Below are 18,576 nucleotides of genomic sequence, written 5' to 3'. Positions count from 1 at the left end.
CAAATCTCAATCACCCCTTCGTACTTAACGTTACAGCACTTTTCACGGCTTTCACTTATACGAACAACTGACCTGTGTCAGCGTATCCGCATTCGTTCCTTTGCCTGGCTGCAACGCCAATGACTTTTACCTGGGTATAGATTTATCCGACCGGCCCTTCTCCCTTTGGCTAACTATTCTTCGCTGAACAAATCGCCGCCATGCATGTCGATCATTTCCAACGCTTTACCACCACCGCGAGCGACGCAGGTCAATGGATCTTCTGCCACGACTACTGGGATACCGGTTTCTTCCATCAGTAGGCGATCCAAGTTACGCAGCAATGCGCCACCACCGGTCAGCACCATACCGCGCTCCGAGATATCAGAGGCCAATTCTGGTGGGCACTGTTCCAGCGCAACCATAACTGCACTAACAATACCGGTCAGCGGCTCTTGCAGCGCTTCTAGGATCTCATTGGAGTTTAGCGTAAAGCCACGTGGTACACCTTCTGCAAGGTTACGGCCACGGACTTCAATTTCCAGAACTTCATCACCCGGATAGGCCGAACCGATGCTGTGCTTGATACGTTCAGCTGTCGCTTCACCAATCAGTGAACCGTAGTTACGGCGCACATAATTAATGATGGCTTCATCAAAGCGGTCACCACCGATACGCACGGAAGAAGAGTAAACCACACCGTTCAGAGAGATAACGGCCACTTCTGTGGTACCACCACCAATATCCACAACCATTGAACCGGTCGCTTCAGAAACCGGTAAACCTGCGCCAATTGCCGCAGCCATAGGTTCTTCAATCAGAAACACTTCACGGGCGCCTGCGCCCTGAGCAGATTCACGGATCGCACGGCGCTCAACCTGAGTTGCCCCGACCGGTACGCACACCAATACACGCGGACTTGGGCGCATAAAGCTGTTGCTATGAACTTGCTTAATAAAGTGTTGCAGCATTTTTTCAGTGACAAAGAAATCGGCAATAACGCCATCTTTCATCGGCCGAATAGCTGCGATATTGCCGGGGGTACGCCCAAGCATCTGTTTGGCATCATGGCCTACAGCCGCAACGCTCTTCGGTGAACCGGCACGATCCTGACGAATAGCAACCACTGAAGGTTCATTCAGTACAATGCCTTGTCCTTTAACATATATAAGGGTATTGGCGGTACCCAAGTCGATGGACAAGTCGTTGGAAAACATGCCACGAAATTTCTTAAACATAACGAAAGGATAATCCTGCAAGCTGGGGGCGGAAAATAAAATCCGCCTACTTTACCAACCACACGAAGCAGCGACAAGGCGCAAAAACGTCCTGATTCGGTGAAAAAGTAGCTGCGTTATTGACATCTCGTTCCATTCAGTCCCCATGTTGCTTGAAAAGGTTGAATAAACCCTCCGCACAACACAGATTCTGCGCAACGACCGGCGTAACACAGCACATAAAATCTAACATTTAACCTGATTCTCGCCGGAAGTAAGTGCCCACCAACGATTTACGGAAATGACTGACACATTCTACGTTAATTTTTGCTCAACGATCAGGCTAAACATGGCCCTAATACGAATATTTTTTCTTTCCGGGGTTTAAAAGCGTTGGCGGAGCAAAAAAATTGCCCTGTCCACCGTAAACACCCTTTTCCTTCAGCGTTTGCCATTCTTCACGGGTAATAACTTCTGCTGCAAAAACTTTTGCATGTGTTCCCGCACAGGCACCGGTCAGGCTTTCGACAAACAGCTGATTTTCATAACGCAAATTAATGCTTCTGACTAATCCTGGATGAAGTTTAATCATTTCAACCCGGAGAGACTTAACGTATGACGTACTGACAACTGTCAATCCGGCCTGTGACACCATGACCTTGCAGCCTACACCGAGTAACAAACGCATCATCGGACGAATTTGGCTGATATATTGACACACATCTGCCTCTGCAAGTTCAAAGATAATTCGTTCTCGATCAGATTTTCTACATTGCAACAGCGTATCCCGCAGCCAGCGCTGGAAAGGACGCTGCAATAATGAATCAACGCTGATAGAAAATGCCAGTGTTTCATCTGGCCATAAAGCTAATAAAGGAATTATCCGATCAATTTTTTGACGGTCATATCGCTCACCCAGACCGAATAATTGTACCAATGGTGTAAATTCAGCAGCCCGTAATTCTTGTTCACCATCATATATGCGGCTCATTATTTCACGATGGTGAATTTTACCGTCAACGGTAACAACCGGTTTCTGATAAAGCCGTGGGCCACCATTAGCCAGTGTTTGTTCCAACAAAGTGCGCCATTTGACACTGCCACGCCCTTTTTCTGCTACTTTGGTGTCGTAAACATACCAGCTATTTCCCCCATACATCGCCGCATTTTTGGTCGCTTGTCTAGCATTATCCATTATTTGTTCGGCTGAATCGCCATTGCGATACGCCACAATACCAATATGCAGTAATGACTCACGGTCAATAACATGTGGGTCGGGTAACGACCCGACCGCATGAACTAATTGTGCAGCCATAACAGCAGCATCTTTTAATGTTTTATGGGGCAGTAAAATCGCAATATCACTCTGATGATAACGTGCCAATAACGCAGAGGAATGGCGGGTAACAAAAGTAGAAAGCAGGTTAATCAGCGAATGCATCAGTTCTTGAACCTGCTGGCGATCACCCGTTTCAATCAGGCTATCAAAGTCCGGCAACTGCACCATCATAACCACACCATGAGCACCAGACTCCTCCATTTGAGTCGTCAACTGATTATCAAAAAACTGGCGATTACTAAATCCGGTTTTGGCATCCTGCGCAGCAAAAGTACGAATCAAAGTATCAACGCGATTACGTTCCTCCCGCACTTCTATTAGTTCAGCTAATAGATGATCAATAGCGCGGCTGGCGCAAGGTGGCCATTCATGACCCTCGCTATGAATAGCATGTTCGCGCTCGCCATTCAGAATACGTTTAGCTCGCCACTCAAGTTTTTCCTGGCCGGCGGTCTGCTCACGCAACCAACGGAAACTGAGCAGGAGCGTCATCGCGACAATCACGACCACCAATGACAAAATCGCGACAGCATAAAGGGAGCGAGCATAGCTGCTTAAAGGGTCAATATAGCTGAAATGCATTGAAGCCCCTGGCTGATGCAACATCGGTACCACCAGGCTACGGTAGCGGCTTTGACTGTTCCAGGGAGTATAAATGGCAGGGAGTTTTAGTTGGTACAACGTACTGTTTTCATTCTGGACGCTAACTTCCAATACGCCCAGCGTTCGCATCATTATAGGCAGCCATTCACGTTCTTTATCAGCAGGTTGCAGCAGCAATGACTGATCATAAGCTGTCACAATGCTCTGGAGACGATGCTCCATTTTTTTCTGACACAAATAAAAAAAACTGGCCGTGCTACCCAGTAGCACTAAACACATAGCCAATACGACCAGCAAGGTCATAAACACAGAAAGTTTGGTTGTAAATCGCATCCCTTAACCTTGCGAAGCGCAATTCAGTGAAAAAAATGCCTCTGTTCCTTCGAGGAAAACACTATATGACAAATTGCCATCATAATACTGATTTTTTACTTCATAATTCGACCAAAAACCCATAACTCAGCCGTTTTCCCAGAACTTCTGGCAAATCCTCTTTCAAGGATAGTCACGGACGAAATCATCGGCCTCATTTTTGTTCTTGATCAGGCTAGAAGGTTGATGTTGTCGCTATATTGGCTCACTCTTAACCCATACTTTTCTGCATTCATACTATCTATAGGTGTTATATGCGAGCGCTTGTACTTGAGCAAACTGAAGGCCGGACTATCGCAGAAGTACGCGAAATATCCCCGTCACTGTTACCAGCCGGTAATGTCACCGTTGATGTTAATTGGTCCAGCTTGAATTATAAGGATGCACTGGCTATCACCGGTAAAGGGAAGATTATCCGTGAATTCCCGATGGTTCCAGGCATTGATTTTGCCGGTACCGTCCACAGTAGTGAAGATCCGCGTTTTCATGTGGGGCAGTCGGTTTTACTGACCGGTTGGGGGGTCGGTGAAAATCATTGGGGCGGGTTGGCAGAGCAGGCTCGTGTCAACGGCGACTGGCTGGTGCCGATGCCTGAAGGGTTAGAACCGCGTAAGGCTATGATTATTGGTACCGCTGGTTTTACCGCGATGTTGTGTGTCATGGCATTGGAGGAAGGCAGCGTGACACCTGAAAGTGGCGAAGTGGTGGTCACCGGGGCCAGCGGCGGTGTCGGTAGCACAGCAATCGCCCTACTTGCCGCCCTCGGTTATAAAATAGCCGCCATTTCTGGTCGTGACAGTAACAGTGAATACCTAAAAGACCTCGGTGCCCATAGGGTATTGTCACGTAACGATTATCTTGATGCTTCCCGCCCATTGGAAAAACAGTTATGGGCCGGTGCCATTGATACTGTTGGCGACAAATTACTGGCAAAAGTGTTGGCACAGATGAATTACAACAGCACCGTGGCCGCTTGTGGCTTGGCTGGTGGCTATTCGCTCCCAACAACCGTGATGCCCTTTATTCTGCGCAATGTGCGGTTGCAAGGGGTCGATTCAGTGATGACACCGCAACAACGCCGTCTACAAGCTTGGCAACGCTTACAGGAAATTTTGCCTGAAAGCTTCTATCAACAAGCTTCGCAAGCTATCACACTCGCCGATGCCCCGACCATCGCCGCTCGCCTATTGGCGAACGAAATTACCGGTAGAACCTTGGTAAAAGTTCGCTGATTCACCCCCCACTGGGGAGAGTGTCATGCTCCCCAGCTTATTATTCGTATTGTAATGATTTTCAAATTTCTCTCCGCCCCCTAGCACTTGCCCCTATAAGCCGCCATGATTAATATCAATAAGGCCGATATGCTTCCCCCTGTTTGATGGAGTCATTTTATGCGCAACTTTTTATCCCATTCCCTGCGTAATGCTGCCACGCCACGCAAGCTAACCGAAGCGGATGTCACCCCAGAAAGTGTTTTTTATCAGCGCCGTAAGGTATTGCAAGCATTGGGAATTACTGCCGCCACACTGGCATTGCCTACCTCTGCACAAGCTGATTTGCTGGCATGGTTTAAAGGGAATAATCGCCCCAAAGCCCCATCTGGCAAGCCACTAGACTTCACTCACTCAACCGTTTACCACCCCGATTTGGCGCTAACACCGGAAGATAAAGTCACCGGCTATAATAATTTCTATGAATTCGGCTTGGATAAAGCTGACCCTGCCGCCAATGCTGGCACACTGAAAACCGAAGGTTGGCAGATAAAAATCGACGGTGACGTCGCCAAGCCCATGACACTCGATATTGATGACCTGATAAAACGCTTCCCATTAGAGGAGCGCATTTACCGTATGCGCTGCGTAGAAGCCTGGTCGATGGTGGTGCCGTGGATTGGGTTTGAATTGGGCAAATTGCTTAAACTGGTTGAACCCACCAGCAATGCCCGCTATGTCGCATTCCAGACAATTTATGCGCCGGATCAGATGCCGGGGCAGGAAGATCGTTTTATTGGCGGCGGCCTGAAATACCCTTATGTCGAGGGGTTGCGACTGGACGAGGCGATGCACCCATTGGCCTTCATGACGCTGGGCGTGTATGGCAAAGCCCTTCCCCCCCAAAATGGCGCGCCGCTGCGGCTCGTCACTCCGTGGAAATACGGTTTTAAAGGCATAAAATCCATTGTTCATATCCGCCTGACTCATGACCAGCCCCCAACCACTTGGAACCTAAGTGCGCCCAACGAATATGGTTTTTATGCCAATGTGAACCCTCATGTCGACCATCCGCGCTGGTCGCAAGCAACCGAACGCTTTATTGGCTCAGGCGGTATCCTTGATGTTCAGCGCCAACCGACGCTGTTATTTAACGGTTATGCCGATCAAGTCGCATCACTCTATCGTGGTTTGGATCTGCGGGAGAATTTCTGATGCGGCTCAGTTTACGGCAAATTAAATGGCTAAAAGTGGCTATCTGGTTGGCGGCCGCACTCCCCTTTCTGTGGCTGATTTTATCGGTGGACCAAGGCTGGTTCAGTGCCGACCCCGCTAAAGATATTCAGCACTTTACCGGGCTAATGACCCTAAAATTATTATTGGCGACACTGCTGGTCACGCCACTGGCGCGCTATGGTAAGCAACCGCTGTTGATCCGCTGTCGCCGATTGTTGGGTTTATGGTGTTTTGCCTGGGGAACATTGCATTTGATCAGCTATTCAGCACTGGAACTTGGGCTGAACAATATTGGCCTGCTGGGGCGTGAACTGGTGACCCGCCCTTACCTGACATTAGGCATAATCAGTTGGCTATTGTTACTGTCACTGGCGGTGACATCCACCTTATGGGCACAGCGAAAAATGGGAGCCAACTGGCAAAAATTGCATAATTTGGTGTATGTTGTCGCCATTCTTGCACCAATTCATTATCTTTGGTCGGTCAAAACGCTATCGCCATTCCCCATTATTTATGCGGTGATAGCAGCAATATTATTGGCACTACGCTATAAAAAATTTCGCCAATGGTGCCGCTAAAAACCTGAACTTTTCATTGGTCATTATCTTTTTCTATTGAATATCTTCGCTGATAAGACCAGTATTTAGCTGCTAATTGCTACGATATCATTATAATGCCCGACCTTAATGCCGATCGCAGTGTCAAATTCGTCGTAAAAAGGTGACAAATCGGTGACATCAGGTTATTTTTTACGATGATGGACTAATTGCCGGAGATACCAGCACAATGTCGGATAAGTTTCACATTTTGCTTCTGAATGGCCCTAACTTGAATCTGCTTGGAACACGTGAACCGGAAAAGTACGGTTACACTACATTGGCTGATATTGTCAGCCAATTAGAGACTCAAGCTCAGGGAATGGATGTGGTGCTATCCCATTTGCAGTCAAATGCAGAGCATGTGCTGATCGATAGAATTCACCAGGCACGGGGTAATACTGATTTTATCTTGATCAACCCGGCAGCGTTTACACATACCAGTGTTGCACTGCGCGATGCATTGTTAGGTGTGCAGATCCCGTTTATCGAGGTCCACTTATCTAATGTGCATGCCCGGGAGCCTTTCCGTCATCATTCATATCTCTCTGATATCGCGGTTGGCGTAATCTGTGGACTTGGCGCAGATGGCTACAACTTTGCTTTACAGGCAGCGGTAAATCGCTTGTCAAAATCCAACTAATGCAACACAAAAAGAGTACGGAATCACACTCATGGATATTCGTAAGATTAAGAAACTGATCGAACTGGTTGAAGAATCCGGCATTTCAGAGCTGGAAATCTCAGAAGGCGAAGAGTCAGTACGCATCAGTCGTGCTCCTGCCGCACCAAACTACCCAATGATGCAACAGCCGTATGCTTTTGCTGCGCCGCAGCAGCAACCTGCTCTGGCCGCCGCCGTCGCTCCAGCACCTGCTGAAGCTGCTGCACCTGCTGCTATCAGTGGCCATATCGTGCGCTCCCCAATGGTCGGTACTTTCTACCGCACCCCGAGCCCGGATGCTAAATCCTTCATTGAAGTAGGTCAGAAAGTTTCTGTTGGTGACACTCTTTGCATCGTTGAAGCGATGAAAATGATGAACCAAATCGAAGCAGATAAATCCGGTACTGTAAAAGCCATTCTGGTTGAAAACGGCCAACCGGTTGAATTCGACGAGCCTCTTGTCGTCATCGAATAACGAGGCGTTCCATGCTTGATAAAATCGTAATCGCTAACCGCGGTGAGATTGCGCTGCGTATCCTGCGAGCTTGTAAAGAGCTGGGGATCAAAACTGTGGCAGTTCACTCTGTTGCAGACCGTGATCTTAAACACGTATTATTGGCTGACGAGACTGTCTGTATCGGTCCCGCACCTTCTGTTAAAAGCTATCTGAACATTCCGGCAATCATTTCTGCTGCTGAGATCACCGGCGCGGTGGCTATTCACCCCGGCTATGGTTTCCTGTCTGAAAATGCTGATTTTGCCGAACAGGTAGAACGTTCAGGTTTCATCTTCATTGGCCCACGTGCCGAAACCATTCGCCTGATGGGTGACAAGGTTTCTGCAATAAATGCCATGAAGAAAGCCGGTGTACCTTGTGTACCAGGCTCTGATGGCCCACTGGATGACGACACTGCCAAGAACAAAGCCTTTGCCAAACGAATCGGTTACCCGGTCATTATCAAGGCATCTGGTGGTGGTGGTGGTCGTGGTATGCGTGTGGTGCGTCATGACAAAGATCTTGAGCAATCCATTAACATGACCCGTGCGGAAGCCAAAGCGGCTTTCAATAACGACATGGTTTACATGGAGAAATACCTGGAAAACCCACGCCATATCGAAATTCAGATTTTGGCTGACGGGCAAGGTAATGCTATCTATCTGGCTGAGCGCGACTGTTCTATGCAGCGCCGCCACCAGAAAGTGGTTGAAGAGGCCCCAGCGCCAGGTATCACCAGCGAAATGCGCCGTCATATCGGTGAGCGCTGTGCGAAAGCCTGTGTGGAGATCGGTTATCGTGGCGCGGGGACTTTCGAGTTCCTGTATGAAAACGGCGAGTTCTATTTCATCGAAATGAACACCCGTATTCAGGTTGAACACCCAGTTACCGAAATGATTACCGGTGTCGATTTGATCAAAGAACAACTGCGGATCGCTGCGGGCCAGCCTCTCTCCATCAAACAAGATGAAGTGAAAGTCCACGGTCACGCAGTCGAGTGCCGTATCAACGCCGAAGACCCGAATACCTTCCTGCCGAGTCCGGGTAAAATTACCCGTTTCCATGCGCCGGGCGGTTTTGGGGTGCGTTGGGAGTCTCATATTTACGCCGGTTATACCGTGCCGCCATATTATGACTCCATGATCGGCAAGCTGATCACTTACGGTGAAAACCGTGATGTCGCGATTGCCCGCATGAAAAATGCGCTGGCAGAACTCATTATCGATGGCATCAAGACCAACGTCGAGTTACAGCAACGTATTATGAACGACGAGAACTTCCAGCATGGTGGGACTAATATCCACTATCTGGAGAAAAAACTCGGGTTGCAAGAAACCTGATTTTTCGCCTTTCATGCCAAGGCCGGTAAATTACCGGCCTTTTTCTTTTCATTTGTTTAATTTTCTTTTGATTAATAGGGCTGGCATTTCGCATAGCGGTAGTTAATAACACTGCGAGGCTAAGTAAGAAGGGAAAATATGGATACAAGGTTCCTACAGGCGAACAAAGAAGCGCGCTGGGCCTTTGGCTTAACGCTGGCTTATCTGGCTGGGTGGATAATAACGGCATATTTACCGGGCAATATTCCTGGGATAAGCGGCCTGCCGGCTTGGTTTGAAGCGGCCTGTATTGCGCTGCCGCTGCTATTTATTGTGCTGTGCTGGCTGATGGTGCGTTTCGTCTTCCGTGATATCTCGCTGGAGGATGACAATGCAAACTGATGTCATCCTGCCATTAGTGGGCTATCTGGCCATGGTATTCGGCTTATCCGTTTACGCTTATACCCGCCGTAAAACCGGGAATTTTCTTAACGAATATTTCATCGGCAACCGCTCGATGGGCGGATTTGTTCTGGCAATGACCCTAACTGCCACCTATATCAGCGCCAGCTCATTTATTGGCGGGCCGGGTGCAGCCTATAAATACGGCTTGGGCTGGGTCTTGTTGGCAATGATTCAATTACCCGCTGTGTGGCTATCACTGGGAGTATTAGGTAAGAAATTTGCCATACTGGCGCGACGTTATAATGCCGTGACTCTCAACGACATGCTATATGCCCGCTATCAAAGCCGCTTGCTGGTGTGGTTGGCCAGTATCAGCTTGCTAGTAGCGTTTGTCGGGGCAATGACGGTACAGTTTATCGGTGGTGCGCGCTTGCTGGAAACCGCAGCTGGCATCCCTTATGACACTGGCTTATTGATTTTCGGTATCAGTATCGCGCTGTATACCTCTTTTGGTGGTTTCCGCGCCAGTGTGCTGAATGATGCTTTACAAGGCATGGTGATGTTGGTCGGCACCATTTTACTGCTGGTGGCGGTTATACATGCCGCAGGTGGGTTGCACAAAGCCGTCGAGACTCTACAACATATTGATCCGGCGTTGGTCTCCCCTCAGGGTGGCGATCAGATCCTCGATGTACCGTTTATGGCATCATTCTGGATCTTGGTGTGCTTTGGAGTCATTGGTCTACCGCATACCGCCGTGCGTTGTATTTCGTATCGTGATAGCAAAGCCGTGCATCGTGGCATCATCCTCGGCACCATCGTGGTAGCAATCTTGATGTTCGGTATGCATTTGGCCGGCGCGCTAGGCCGGGCTATCTTGCCGGATCTAAAGATTCCGGACCAAGTGATCCCCACACTGATGATAACCGTGCTCCCGCCTTTTGCCGCCGGGATCTTCCTGGCAGCACCAATGGCGGCGATTATGTCGACCATCAATGCCCAGTTACTGCAATCCTCCGCGACTATTGTGAAAGATTTATACCTCAATCTGCGGCCGGAAGAGCTGAAAAATGAACGTAAATTAGCGCGTATTTCCAGTATGTCGACATTGATCCTCGGGCTATTATTGCTACTTGCCGCCTGGCGACCACCAGAAATGATCATCTGGTTAAATCTGTTGGCTTTTGGCGGTCTGGAAGCCGTGTTCCTCTGGCCATTGGTGCTGGGGTTATACTGGGAGCGCGCCAATGCCCACGGGGCCCTTAGCTCAATGATTGTCGGCGCGGTATGCTATACAGTACTGGCCAGTTTTGACATTAAGATAGCTGGCCTGCACCCAATAGTGCCCTCATTGGTGCTTAATTTGCTGGCGTTTTATATCGGTAATCAGTTTGGCGATAGAGCGCGGGCACGACAGCCCGTGGTTGCCAGCACTGAATAAATGACTATTTGTAGGTATTATTTACCGAAACCCTATTGATAAAAACCGATCGTAAAACCTCAGTTGAAGATCGGTTTTGGAAGATAAAGCTATGCCTTGGATCCAACTAAAGTTAAACACCACCGGTAATCAGGCCGAATCCCTTGGAGACGCGCTGATTGAAAGTGGTGCCGTGTCCGTGACGTTTCAAGATACCCATGATAATCCGGTGTTTGAGCCACTGCCGGGGGAAACCCGCCTATGGGGCGATACCGACGTGATTGGCCTGTATGATGCAGAAACCGATATGGCGGAAGTGGTCGCTATGCTGGAATATAACCCGCAGATCGGTCAAGGTTTCATCCATAAAATTGAGCAGTTGGAAGATAAAGATTGGGAGCGTGAATGGATGGATAATTTCCACCCAATGCGTTTTGGTGAGCGCCTGTGGATTTGCCCGAGCTGGCGTGATGTGCCCGACCCAACAGCCGTGAACGTGATGCTCGACCCCGGTTTGGCGTTTGGTACCGGTACTCACCCAACGACCGCATTGTGCTTACAATGGCTCGATGGCCTCAACCTACAGGATAAAACCGTTATCGATTTCGGTTGCGGCTCCGGCATCCTGGCGATTGCAGCTCTAAAACTCGGTGCCAAGCGCGCTATTGGCATTGATATTGATCCGCAAGCCATTCAGGCCAGTCGTGATAACGCACAGCGTAACGGCGTTTCAGAGCGTTTAGAGCTGTATCTTGCCAAAGATCAGCCAGCCGATTTATCCGCTGACGTGGTGGTCGCCAATATTCTGGCTGGCCCACTACGGGAACTCGCGCCGTTGATTAGCGTGTTGCCGGTTACGGGTGGCCATCTTGGCTTGTCAGGTGTACTGGCAACACAGGCAGCGGGTGTCGCACAGGCCTACGAGGATAAATTCACTCTCGACCCAGTGGCTGAGAAAGAAGAGTGGTGCCGCATCACCGGTGTCAAGAAGTCATAGCAACCACGCCAATAATGACTATCTATGTTATAGGCGTTGCAACACTCGCTGTTGTAACGCCAAAGTTGCAGAGTTTCTCTAGCATTTCCTGGCAGTAAGTCGCAACCCATCAAGCACTGTTTTTAATTGAAATGAGAAGTCTGACTCATTTATATCTGTTCTTTATCATTGATTTGATGAATAAATCAGCATTATCAACCGCAACTATGTTGCATAACTAGTCGAAAATTATGTTGTTTAGTAGAAAATACTAAAGCGCACAAATTAATCATATCAACTTAACTCAATGTTATATATGAATAAATAATTAATTAGCCAAGATTAACCTGTAATTTATCGCGTTTTTTTCATCAATTGGTCAAAGTTTGGCCTTTCATCTGAGCGCAAAAATGCGTAATATACGCGCCCTTACGGACACAGTGTGGTCATTCTTTGTCTATGCGTATTGGACACATCCAGCTTACAAATTGCCTGATTGCCGCCCCGATGGCGGGCATCACAGATCGCCCCTTCAGAGCGCTATGTCATGGTATGGGGGCTGGGATGGCTGTATCTGAAATGCTCTCCTCTAATCCAGAGGTATGGCGGACAGATAAGTCGCGTTTACGCATGGTTCATAGTGATGAGCCGGGGATTCGTGCCGTGCAGATTGCCGGTAATGACCCGGATGAGATGGCAGCAGCCGCCCAAATCAATGTGGCGAATGGTGCACAAATCATCGATATCAATATGGGATGTCCGGCCAAAAAAGTGAATCGCAAACTGGCAGGATCAGCATTATTGCAGCATCCTGAATTGGTCAAACAGATCCTCTCCGCAGTGGTTAATGCGGTAGATGTACCAGTGACGTTGAAGATCCGGACGGGTTGGTCGCCAGAACACCGTAACTGTATAGAAATTGCCCAATTGGCCGAAAACTGTGGTATACAAGCCCTGACGATTCATGGCCGAACCCGTTCTTGTTTGTTTAATGGCGAGGCGGAATACGACAGCATTCGGGCAGTTAAGCAGATTGTTTCCATTCCCGTTATCGCGAATGGTGACATCACTGACCCGCATAAAGCCAGAGCGGTGCTCGACTACACTGGGGCTGATGCCCTGATGATAGGACGTGCCGCTCAGGGAAGACCTTGGATCTTCCGGGAAATCCAGCATTACCTGGACACTGGGGAGCTGCTGCCACCGATGCCACTTGGCGAAGTGCAGCGCTTGTTAAACGGGCATATACGGGAATTGCACGACTTTTATGGTCCAGGCAAGGGATTTCGTATTGCACGTAAGCACGTCTCTTGGTATCTCCAGGAGCACGCCCCTAACGACCAGTTTCGGCGCACATTCAACGCCATTGAGGATGCCAGCGAACAGCTGGAGGCGTTGGAGGCATATTTCGAAAATCTTGCGTAAACAGAAAAAAGAGCTGACAGAACTATGTTCGAACAACGCGTAAATTCTGACGTACTGACCGTTGCAACCGTAAACTCACAAGATCAGGTGACTCAAAAGCCTTTGCGTGACTCGGTAAAACAAGCACTGAAGAACTATTTTGCTCAACTGAATGGTCAGGATGTGAGTGACCTGTATGAGTTGGTACTGGCTGAAGTTGAACAGCCATTGTTGGACATGGTGATGCAATACACCCGTGGCAACCAAACCCGTGCTGCCCTGATGATGGGCATTAACCGTGGCACGCTGCGTAAGAAATTGAAAAAATACGGCATGAACTGATACTAGTCAGTTAAGTTGTTGTTTAAAAAGGCGTACTCCACACGGAGCGCGCCTTTTTTGTTGGAAGAGCGGCAACAGCGATGCCATCAGTTCCAGGCTGGCAAGATCTTACCTGTCCAGATCCTGGTGGCCAATAACAGTCATACCGACAGTATTAACCAAGATAGCCTCAGTCAAATCAGCCCCTTCCAGATTAGCGCCACTCAAATCAGCCCCAAACAGATTAGCTCCCCTCAGGTTAGCTCCTCTCAGATTAGCTCCACGTAGGTTATCCCAACTCAGGTTAGCCCCACTCAGGTCTGCCTCACTCAGATCAACATCACTCAGGTCAAGCCCTCCTGTACCCGAAAAGATGATGGGTAAAGGTGGAAGCCCATTTAGATTGCTTATCCGTAGAACAGTGCTGACATGGCGGAACATAGCCTGATCAACCGTTGAGCTTGGCATAATACTGCCTTTGCTGCTCACCTCAACATTAACGAGACCCGCACTATTAGGCTGATCTACCGGTTGGGAGAATTTGATTTCATAGCCAGAAAAATCAACGATAAGTGTCTCTGGTATTTTGCATTGATACCCGTTTGTCTCACTATGATGAGAAAGCGCAATCGATATGGCTTCAGCGAACCGGTTATCTTGTTCAGTAAGCGCCCTATCACCATCATAAGAAAATAGATGCTGAACACACTCTTGAACATCCTGCGGGGAAACTGCATCGCCACCACTTTGTGCCGACATGGGTGCTGGAACATAATTCATATTAATATTAGGTAATCGCACTGTTTTTCCTTTTGGATATGACAATATCCCGTTGTACTTGGCCCGAAGAATGCAAAAATAGCATGATGGGCAAGCAGGAAAATGCAGTAAACACCCTATCTTTAGGGCCTGATAATCATTTAGAAAGGCGTATTCTACAAAGAGTACGCCTTTTTATTAGGCAACTTCTACCCAATTGCGGCCCTGTTGCTTCGCTCGGTATAAAGCTTCATCCGCCCGCTTCAGCGCATCCTCTGGTGCCCCGACCCCATTCCAGAACGCAACACCCAATGAAATCGTGATAGGTTGGATGCCCGGTATCACCATCATTTCTACATTGTGCCGCAGCCGGTTAGCAACCTGTATAGCAACATCGGGCACAGTACCCGGCAGCAACATCAGAAACTCTTCACCACCACTGCGGCACAGAATATCGCTATCACGGGAGCTATCACGAATTTGTATTGCCAATTGCTTAATAACCTCATCACCGACATCATGGCCATAAGAGTCGTTAATTGATTTAAAGTGGTCAATATCCAGTGCAATGACAGAAAAATGCTGCCCAAGCTGGGCGATAGGTTCGAGCGTCGTCGCCAGCCCGCGCCGGTTATACAGGCCAGTCATAGGGTCGGTATGAGCTTCAAACCTCAGTTTGCCTATTTTCTTTTGCAGCAGACTGATGCCTATCAACAAAGCCCGTTTAAGCTGCGTCGCCTCGAAATACCATGAGGGAATTTCTTTGATACTACTGGCAATATCCGGCTTATCCATATCATTGGCGCTGCCTGCCAGTAACCACAATGGGCGAGCAATTAACCGCGATAATAACCAAACGCCCAACAATGTCAGTAACGCCAGCGGCGCAATGTGCGCCAGCCCTTTAAGCATTAACCCTTCCAGTGGCTTCAAGGTAGACGACTCGGGCCGTAGGGTAATGATTTCCCAACCTGACTGATCCACAACAGCATAGCCCGCCAGCATTGATTCGCCATTGGTGCTGGTTACCATCAAGCTGCCATTGTCACTTTTTTTGGCCGCCTCAGTGATAGGTTTCGGCTCCAGTATCTCCCCGATACGATTAACATCCCGGTGATAAAGAATGCGCCGATCACCGTCGAGTACCACAATGTAAGAACCATCGCGGTAGTAATGTTCGCCGAGTAACTCATTTAAAATACTTTGCTTGCGCAGATAGATAGTCCCGCCGATGTATCCACGATAGCGGCCATCCGGCGTGATAATAGGTGTCGATATATTGATAACCAGATTGTTAGCTGCTGATACATATGGCTTGCTGATAATAGGGCGCCGGAGCTTGAGTGCCTCCGCCGACCCTGGTGATGTGAGAGTGTGCCCCAAGAGTTGGAGGCTGTCTGGCGACGTAGCGCGGATAATGCCATGGGCATCAGTTATCACCACCGAGTTAAAACTGTCCGTCTGATATTTAAGCCGTGCGGTTTCCGCTTTCAGAACGGCCTGATCATCAAAATGTTTTGCGGCGATCATGCTGCTGTAGTGAAGCTGCTTTTGCGCACTCCGCAGAAAAATTTCCGTGCTGGACGCCAACTTAGCGGCATAAACACGGTTAGCTTCCAAGGTGTTATCGATCAAGAGCTGCCGTTGAACCCGATAACTGGCATAGAAGCTGTTTGCCAGCGTCACAAAAGCGCTCATGACAGCCAGAATAAGGATTAAGCGACCTAAGTCGAGACGGAAAATTTTGGTTGAAATCATCGAGCGCAGCAAGACAACATTCCTGAAGATGTAAAGGGGCCGTATTTAACCATGACGGTAACATGAAAAGTCAGCAGGAACTCGCCTATATCTATATCTGCTCATTATTTATCTCCTCAAATGAATCATTATCACGCTATAGTCATTATTAACAGCTATCTATAGCTTTGGTGATTGTTAGCTGACGTCTGACTTGTACTGATAATTAGGGGTTAATTATGAATAAACTGATCATTGCCGTGGCACTCGCGGCTACTGTATTAAGTGGATGCGCCAACAACAGAACAGCGTCGGGTGATACCTTTACCGCCGCTCAAGCACGGCAGGTACAAACCGTCACTTATGGCACCATCGTTTCCGCACGTCCGGTCACCATTCAAGGTGGCAGTGAAAATAACGTAGCGGGTGCTATTGGCGGCGCCGTAGTCGGTGGCTTCTTGGGCAATACTATAGGCGGGGGCCGTGGTAATAGTCTGGCGACAGCAGGTGGTGCCGTTGCCGGCGGTATGGCGGGTCAGGGAGTACAAAGTGCAATGAACCGCAGTGAAGGTGTACAACTGGAAATTCGTCGTGATGATGGCAGCAGCATTGTTGTTGTGCAGGCGCAAGGACCAACTCGTTTCAGCGCAGGCCAACGCGTCATCATTGCCAGCGATCGCAGCGGTACGGTGACAGTTTCTCCTCGTTAAACTCAAATGCCGGGGGATTCGCCCCGGCATTTAGCGCTTGAATGCAAAAAAATGCGCCGTTTTTTTATTGGTCTAATTGTCTGTTTTGTAACATTAAAATGACATCCATTCATTCACATTTAGCGTAAAAAACCATTGACAATAGTTATGACAGTCAAATATTAGGTTGCCACGGGGAATGTGTTGTGGTTAAATAGCATCATCGGTTTGGAACACAGACCTTATGAAAGCAGTTTTAGTAAAGCAGTCCTCAGTTCAAGCGCTATCCATAGATATCCCTTCTCCGTGAGTCTCCTCCTAAGTGCCCAATAAGTTATCTTCTGAAAAACAGACCACGTTCGCTACGTTATTGTGGCAAAAAAATAATTGAAGGAAGTATCTCTATGTCTAATAAAATGACTGGTTTAGTAAAATGGTTTGACGCTGGTAAAGGTTTTGGTTTCATCACTCCGGCTGATGGCAGCAAAGATGTGTTCGTTCACTTCTCTGCTATCCAGAGCAATGATTTCAAAACCTTAGATGAAGGCCAAAAAGTTGAGTTCTCTATCGAGAGCGGCGCTAAAGGCCCATCAGCGGTAAACGTAGTCGCTCTGTAATTCAGTGTGATTAGGGGAGCTGGCTACCGATAGCGATGACGGCCAGACCCGAGCAGTGTAGCCGCTCCCCAAGTAAATGAAGAAAGTAGTACCCGGTTGACAGTGACATTTATGCAAGCAGTTTTAGTAAAGCAGTTCCCCGTATTAGCGTTATCAGACAGATACCTCTTCTCCGCGAAATTCCTTCTAAGTGCCCCCATAAGTTGTGCCCAAGCCTATTCGCTCGCCTATGGCGGCAATTAAAAATAATTGAAGGAAGTATCTCTATGTCTAATAAAATGACTGGTTTAGTAAAATGGTTTAACGCTGACAAAGGTTTTGGTTTCATCACTCCTGCTGATGGCAGCAAAGATGTGTTCGTTCACTTCTCTGCTATCCAGAGCAATGATTTCAAAACCTTAGATGAAGGCCAAAAAGTGGAGTTCTCTATCGAGAATGGCGCTAAAGGCCCATCAGCGGTAAACGTAGTCGCTCTGTAATTCAGTGTGATTAGGGGAGCTGGCTACCGATAGCGATGACGGCCAGACCCGAGCAGTGTAGCCGCTCCCCAAGTAAATGAAGAAAGTAGTACCCGGTTGACAGTGACATTTATGCAAGCAGTTTTAGTAAAGCAGTTCCCCGTATTAGCGTTATCAGACAGATACCTCTTCTCCGCGAAATTCCTTCTAAGTGCCCCCATAAGTTGTGCCCAAGCCTATTCGCTCGCCTATGGCGGCAATTAAAAATAATTGAAGGAAGTATCTCTATGTCTAATAAAATGACTGGTTTAGTAAAATGGTTTAACGCTGACAAAGGTTTTGGTTTCATCACTCCTGCTGATGGCAGCAAAGATGTGTTCGTTCACTTCTCTGCTATCCAGAGCAATGATTTCAAAACCTTAGATGAAGGCCAAAAAGTGGAGTTCTCTATCGAGAATGGCGCTAAAGGCCCAGCAGCTGCAAACGTTATTGCTCTGTAAGAGTCAATAATAAATACCCATATCATGAGAGCTCTAGCTTAAATGATTCAGGTATATCGGAATGATTTACGATAGCGATGAAGGTGATAGCCCTGAGCAGTTAAATCATTCTGAATAAAAATAACCCGCCTTTGTGCGGGTTTTTTGTTACTGAGAATAAGGTCTTATACTTAATAATATAAACGTTTGTCCAGCCCTAATAAAATATTTAATGCACGAAATTTATACGCATGCATTATTTTTAACTGATGTATTTAA

General features: G+C 48.1%; 19 protein-coding genes. 15 read left to right on the top strand and 4 right to left on the bottom strand.

Annotated features, from left to right (window positions below; translation table 11 throughout):
* Positions 1-173 precede the first annotated feature (173 nt).
* Together mreB and csrD are read right to left on the bottom strand one after the other, a co-directional pair.
* Positions 174-1,217 (bottom strand): rod shape-determining protein MreB, encoded by a 1,044-nt coding sequence (gene mreB / locus DX162_RS08010; protein WP_002228205.1) that lies wholly within the window; start codon positions 1,215-1,217, stop codon positions 174-176.
* Positions 1,218-1,551: 334 nt separating this feature from the next.
* Positions 1,552-3,471, bottom strand: coding sequence for an RNase E specificity factor CsrD (csrD, locus tag DX162_RS08005; protein ID WP_032820768.1), 1,920 nt, complete (start codon positions 3,469-3,471; stop codon positions 1,552-1,554).
* A 293-nt stretch (positions 3,472-3,764) separates the two neighbouring features.
* On the opposite strand from csrD, the gene acuI reads away from it, so the two are divergent.
* The 11 genes from acuI (at position 3,765) to fis (ending at position 13,579) form a co-directional block, all read left to right on the top strand.
* The gene (gene acuI / locus DX162_RS08000; protein WP_004392385.1) at positions 3,765-4,742 is read left to right on the top strand and encodes an acrylyl-CoA reductase (NADPH); all 978 of its coding nucleotides are present in this window, start codon (positions 3,765-3,767) and stop codon (positions 4,740-4,742) included.
* A 159-nt stretch (positions 4,743-4,901) separates the two neighbouring features.
* Positions 4,902-5,936, top strand: coding sequence for a protein-methionine-sulfoxide reductase catalytic subunit MsrP (gene msrP, locus DX162_RS07995; RefSeq protein ID WP_004392387.1), 1,035 nt, complete (start codon positions 4,902-4,904; stop codon positions 5,934-5,936).
* On the top strand, positions 5,936-6,535 hold the full coding sequence (gene msrQ, locus DX162_RS07990) for a protein-methionine-sulfoxide reductase heme-binding subunit MsrQ (RefSeq protein WP_032820769.1): 600 nt from the start codon (positions 5,936-5,938) through the stop codon (positions 6,533-6,535). The genes msrP and msrQ overlap by 1 nt, the downstream gene beginning before the upstream one ends.
* Positions 6,536-6,743: 208 nt before the next feature.
* A complete protein-coding gene (gene aroQ, locus DX162_RS07985; protein WP_032820770.1) occupies positions 6,744-7,196 on the top strand; it encodes a type II 3-dehydroquinate dehydratase in 453 nt (150 codons plus the stop codon).
* A 31-nt stretch (positions 7,197-7,227) separates the two neighbouring features.
* Positions 7,228-7,692, top strand: coding sequence for an acetyl-CoA carboxylase biotin carboxyl carrier protein (gene accB / locus DX162_RS07980; RefSeq protein ID WP_004392389.1), 465 nt, complete (start codon positions 7,228-7,230; stop codon positions 7,690-7,692).
* A gap of 11 nt (positions 7,693-7,703) precedes the next feature.
* A complete protein-coding gene (accC, locus tag DX162_RS07975; RefSeq protein WP_004392390.1) occupies positions 7,704-9,053 on the top strand; it encodes an acetyl-CoA carboxylase biotin carboxylase subunit in 1,350 nt (449 codons plus the stop codon).
* 138 nt (positions 9,054-9,191) lie between these two features.
* Positions 9,192-9,434 (top strand): YhdT family protein, encoded by a 243-nt coding sequence (locus tag DX162_RS07970; RefSeq protein WP_004392391.1) that lies wholly within the window; start codon positions 9,192-9,194, stop codon positions 9,432-9,434.
* Positions 9,424-10,878: a sodium/pantothenate symporter gene (gene panF, locus DX162_RS07965; RefSeq protein WP_032820771.1), complete on the top strand. Its 1,455-nt coding sequence runs from the start codon at positions 9,424-9,426 to the stop codon at positions 10,876-10,878. Before DX162_RS07970 ends, panF begins: the two co-directional genes overlap by 11 nt.
* A gap of 91 nt (positions 10,879-10,969) precedes the next feature.
* Positions 10,970-11,854, top strand: a complete 885-nt coding sequence (gene prmA, locus DX162_RS07960; RefSeq protein ID WP_032820772.1) for a 50S ribosomal protein L11 methyltransferase — start codon at positions 10,970-10,972, stop codon at positions 11,852-11,854.
* A gap of 438 nt (positions 11,855-12,292) precedes the next feature.
* Positions 12,293-13,258 carry a tRNA dihydrouridine synthase DusB gene (dusB, locus tag DX162_RS07955; RefSeq protein WP_004392395.1) on the top strand — a complete coding sequence of 322 codons (966 nt, stop codon included), beginning with the start codon at positions 12,293-12,295 and terminating at the stop codon, positions 13,256-13,258.
* 24 nt (positions 13,259-13,282) lie between these two features.
* Positions 13,283-13,579 carry a DNA-binding transcriptional regulator Fis gene (gene fis, locus DX162_RS07950; RefSeq protein WP_002210061.1) on the top strand — a complete coding sequence of 99 codons (297 nt, stop codon included), beginning with the start codon at positions 13,283-13,285 and terminating at the stop codon, positions 13,577-13,579.
* 108 nt (positions 13,580-13,687) lie between these two features.
* Here the strand turns inward: fis and DX162_RS22555 are convergent, their stop codons facing one another.
* Positions 13,688-14,359 carry a pentapeptide repeat-containing protein gene (locus tag DX162_RS22555; RefSeq protein ID WP_004392396.1) on the bottom strand — a complete coding sequence of 224 codons (672 nt, stop codon included), beginning with the start codon at positions 14,357-14,359 and terminating at the stop codon, positions 13,688-13,690.
* A 156-nt stretch (positions 14,360-14,515) separates the two neighbouring features.
* A complete protein-coding gene (locus tag DX162_RS07940; RefSeq protein WP_098081059.1) occupies positions 14,516-16,075 on the bottom strand; it encodes a sensor domain-containing diguanylate cyclase in 1,560 nt (519 codons plus the stop codon).
* Between the two features lie 218 nt (positions 16,076-16,293).
* On the opposite strand from DX162_RS07940, the gene DX162_RS07935 reads away from it, so the two are divergent.
* The 4 genes from DX162_RS07935 (at position 16,294) to cspG (DX162_RS07920) (ending at position 18,318) form a co-directional block, all read left to right on the top strand.
* Entirely contained in the window at positions 16,294-16,764 is a 471-nt protein-coding gene (locus tag DX162_RS07935) for an outer membrane lipoprotein (protein ID WP_004392400.1), read from the top strand.
* Positions 16,765-17,147: 383 nt separating this feature from the next.
* Positions 17,148-17,360, top strand: coding sequence for a transcription antiterminator/RNA stability regulator CspE (gene cspE / locus DX162_RS07930; RefSeq protein ID WP_011817288.1), 213 nt, complete (start codon positions 17,148-17,150; stop codon positions 17,358-17,360).
* Between the two features lie 266 nt (positions 17,361-17,626).
* Positions 17,627-17,839 (top strand): cold shock protein CspG, encoded by a 213-nt coding sequence (gene cspG, locus DX162_RS07925; RefSeq protein WP_019080092.1) that lies wholly within the window; start codon positions 17,627-17,629, stop codon positions 17,837-17,839.
* A 266-nt stretch (positions 17,840-18,105) separates the two neighbouring features.
* Positions 18,106-18,318 carry a cold shock protein CspG gene (gene cspG / locus DX162_RS07920; protein WP_050290388.1) on the top strand — a complete coding sequence of 71 codons (213 nt, stop codon included), beginning with the start codon at positions 18,106-18,108 and terminating at the stop codon, positions 18,316-18,318.
* Positions 18,319-18,576 lie beyond the last annotated feature (258 nt).

The sequence above is a fragment of the Yersinia kristensenii genome (assembly GCF_900460525.1).
Classification (GTDB): domain Bacteria; phylum Pseudomonadota; class Gammaproteobacteria; order Enterobacterales; family Enterobacteriaceae; genus Yersinia; species Yersinia kristensenii.
Note: the sequence above shows the minus strand (reverse complement) of the source record. Positions and strands in the feature narration are given on the sequence as shown.

Bases quoted from the DNA above. Each gene is read 5' to 3' on its own strand.
- msrQ (WP_032820769.1), top strand. From the start codon at position 5,936: ATGCGGCTCAGTTTACGGCAAATTAAATGGCTAAAAGTGGCTATCTGG.
- DX162_RS07935 (WP_004392400.1), top strand. From the start codon at position 16,294: ATGAATAAACTGATCATTGCCGTGGCACTCGCGGCTACTGTATTAAGT.
- prmA (WP_032820772.1), top strand. From the start codon at position 10,970: ATGCCTTGGATCCAACTAAAGTTAAACACCACCGGTAATCAGGCCGAA.
- panF (WP_032820771.1), top strand. From the start codon at position 9,424: ATGCAAACTGATGTCATCCTGCCATTAGTGGGCTATCTGGCCATGGTA.
- cspG (WP_050290388.1), top strand. From the start codon at position 18,106: ATGTCTAATAAAATGACTGGTTTAGTAAAATGGTTTAACGCTGACAAA.
- aroQ (WP_032820770.1), top strand. From the start codon at position 6,744: ATGTCGGATAAGTTTCACATTTTGCTTCTGAATGGCCCTAACTTGAAT.
- cspG (WP_019080092.1), top strand. From the start codon at position 17,627: ATGTCTAATAAAATGACTGGTTTAGTAAAATGGTTTAACGCTGACAAA.
- csrD (WP_032820768.1), bottom strand. From the start codon at position 3,471: ATGCGATTTACAACCAAACTTTCTGTGTTTATGACCTTGCTGGTCGTA.
- fis (WP_002210061.1), top strand. From the start codon at position 13,283: ATGTTCGAACAACGCGTAAATTCTGACGTACTGACCGTTGCAACCGTA.
- mreB (WP_002228205.1), bottom strand. From the start codon at position 1,217: ATGTTTAAGAAATTTCGTGGCATGTTTTCCAACGACTTGTCCATCGAC.
- cspE (WP_011817288.1), top strand. From the start codon at position 17,148: ATGTCTAATAAAATGACTGGTTTAGTAAAATGGTTTGACGCTGGTAAA.
- acuI (WP_004392385.1), top strand. From the start codon at position 3,765: ATGCGAGCGCTTGTACTTGAGCAAACTGAAGGCCGGACTATCGCAGAA.
- DX162_RS07970 (WP_004392391.1), top strand. From the start codon at position 9,192: ATGGATACAAGGTTCCTACAGGCGAACAAAGAAGCGCGCTGGGCCTTT.
- msrP (WP_004392387.1), top strand. From the start codon at position 4,902: ATGCGCAACTTTTTATCCCATTCCCTGCGTAATGCTGCCACGCCACGC.
- DX162_RS07940 (WP_098081059.1), bottom strand. From the start codon at position 16,075: ATGATTTCAACCAAAATTTTCCGTCTCGACTTAGGTCGCTTAATCCTT.
- accC (WP_004392390.1), top strand. From the start codon at position 7,704: ATGCTTGATAAAATCGTAATCGCTAACCGCGGTGAGATTGCGCTGCGT.
- accB (WP_004392389.1), top strand. From the start codon at position 7,228: ATGGATATTCGTAAGATTAAGAAACTGATCGAACTGGTTGAAGAATCC.
- dusB (WP_004392395.1), top strand. From the start codon at position 12,293: ATGCGTATTGGACACATCCAGCTTACAAATTGCCTGATTGCCGCCCCG.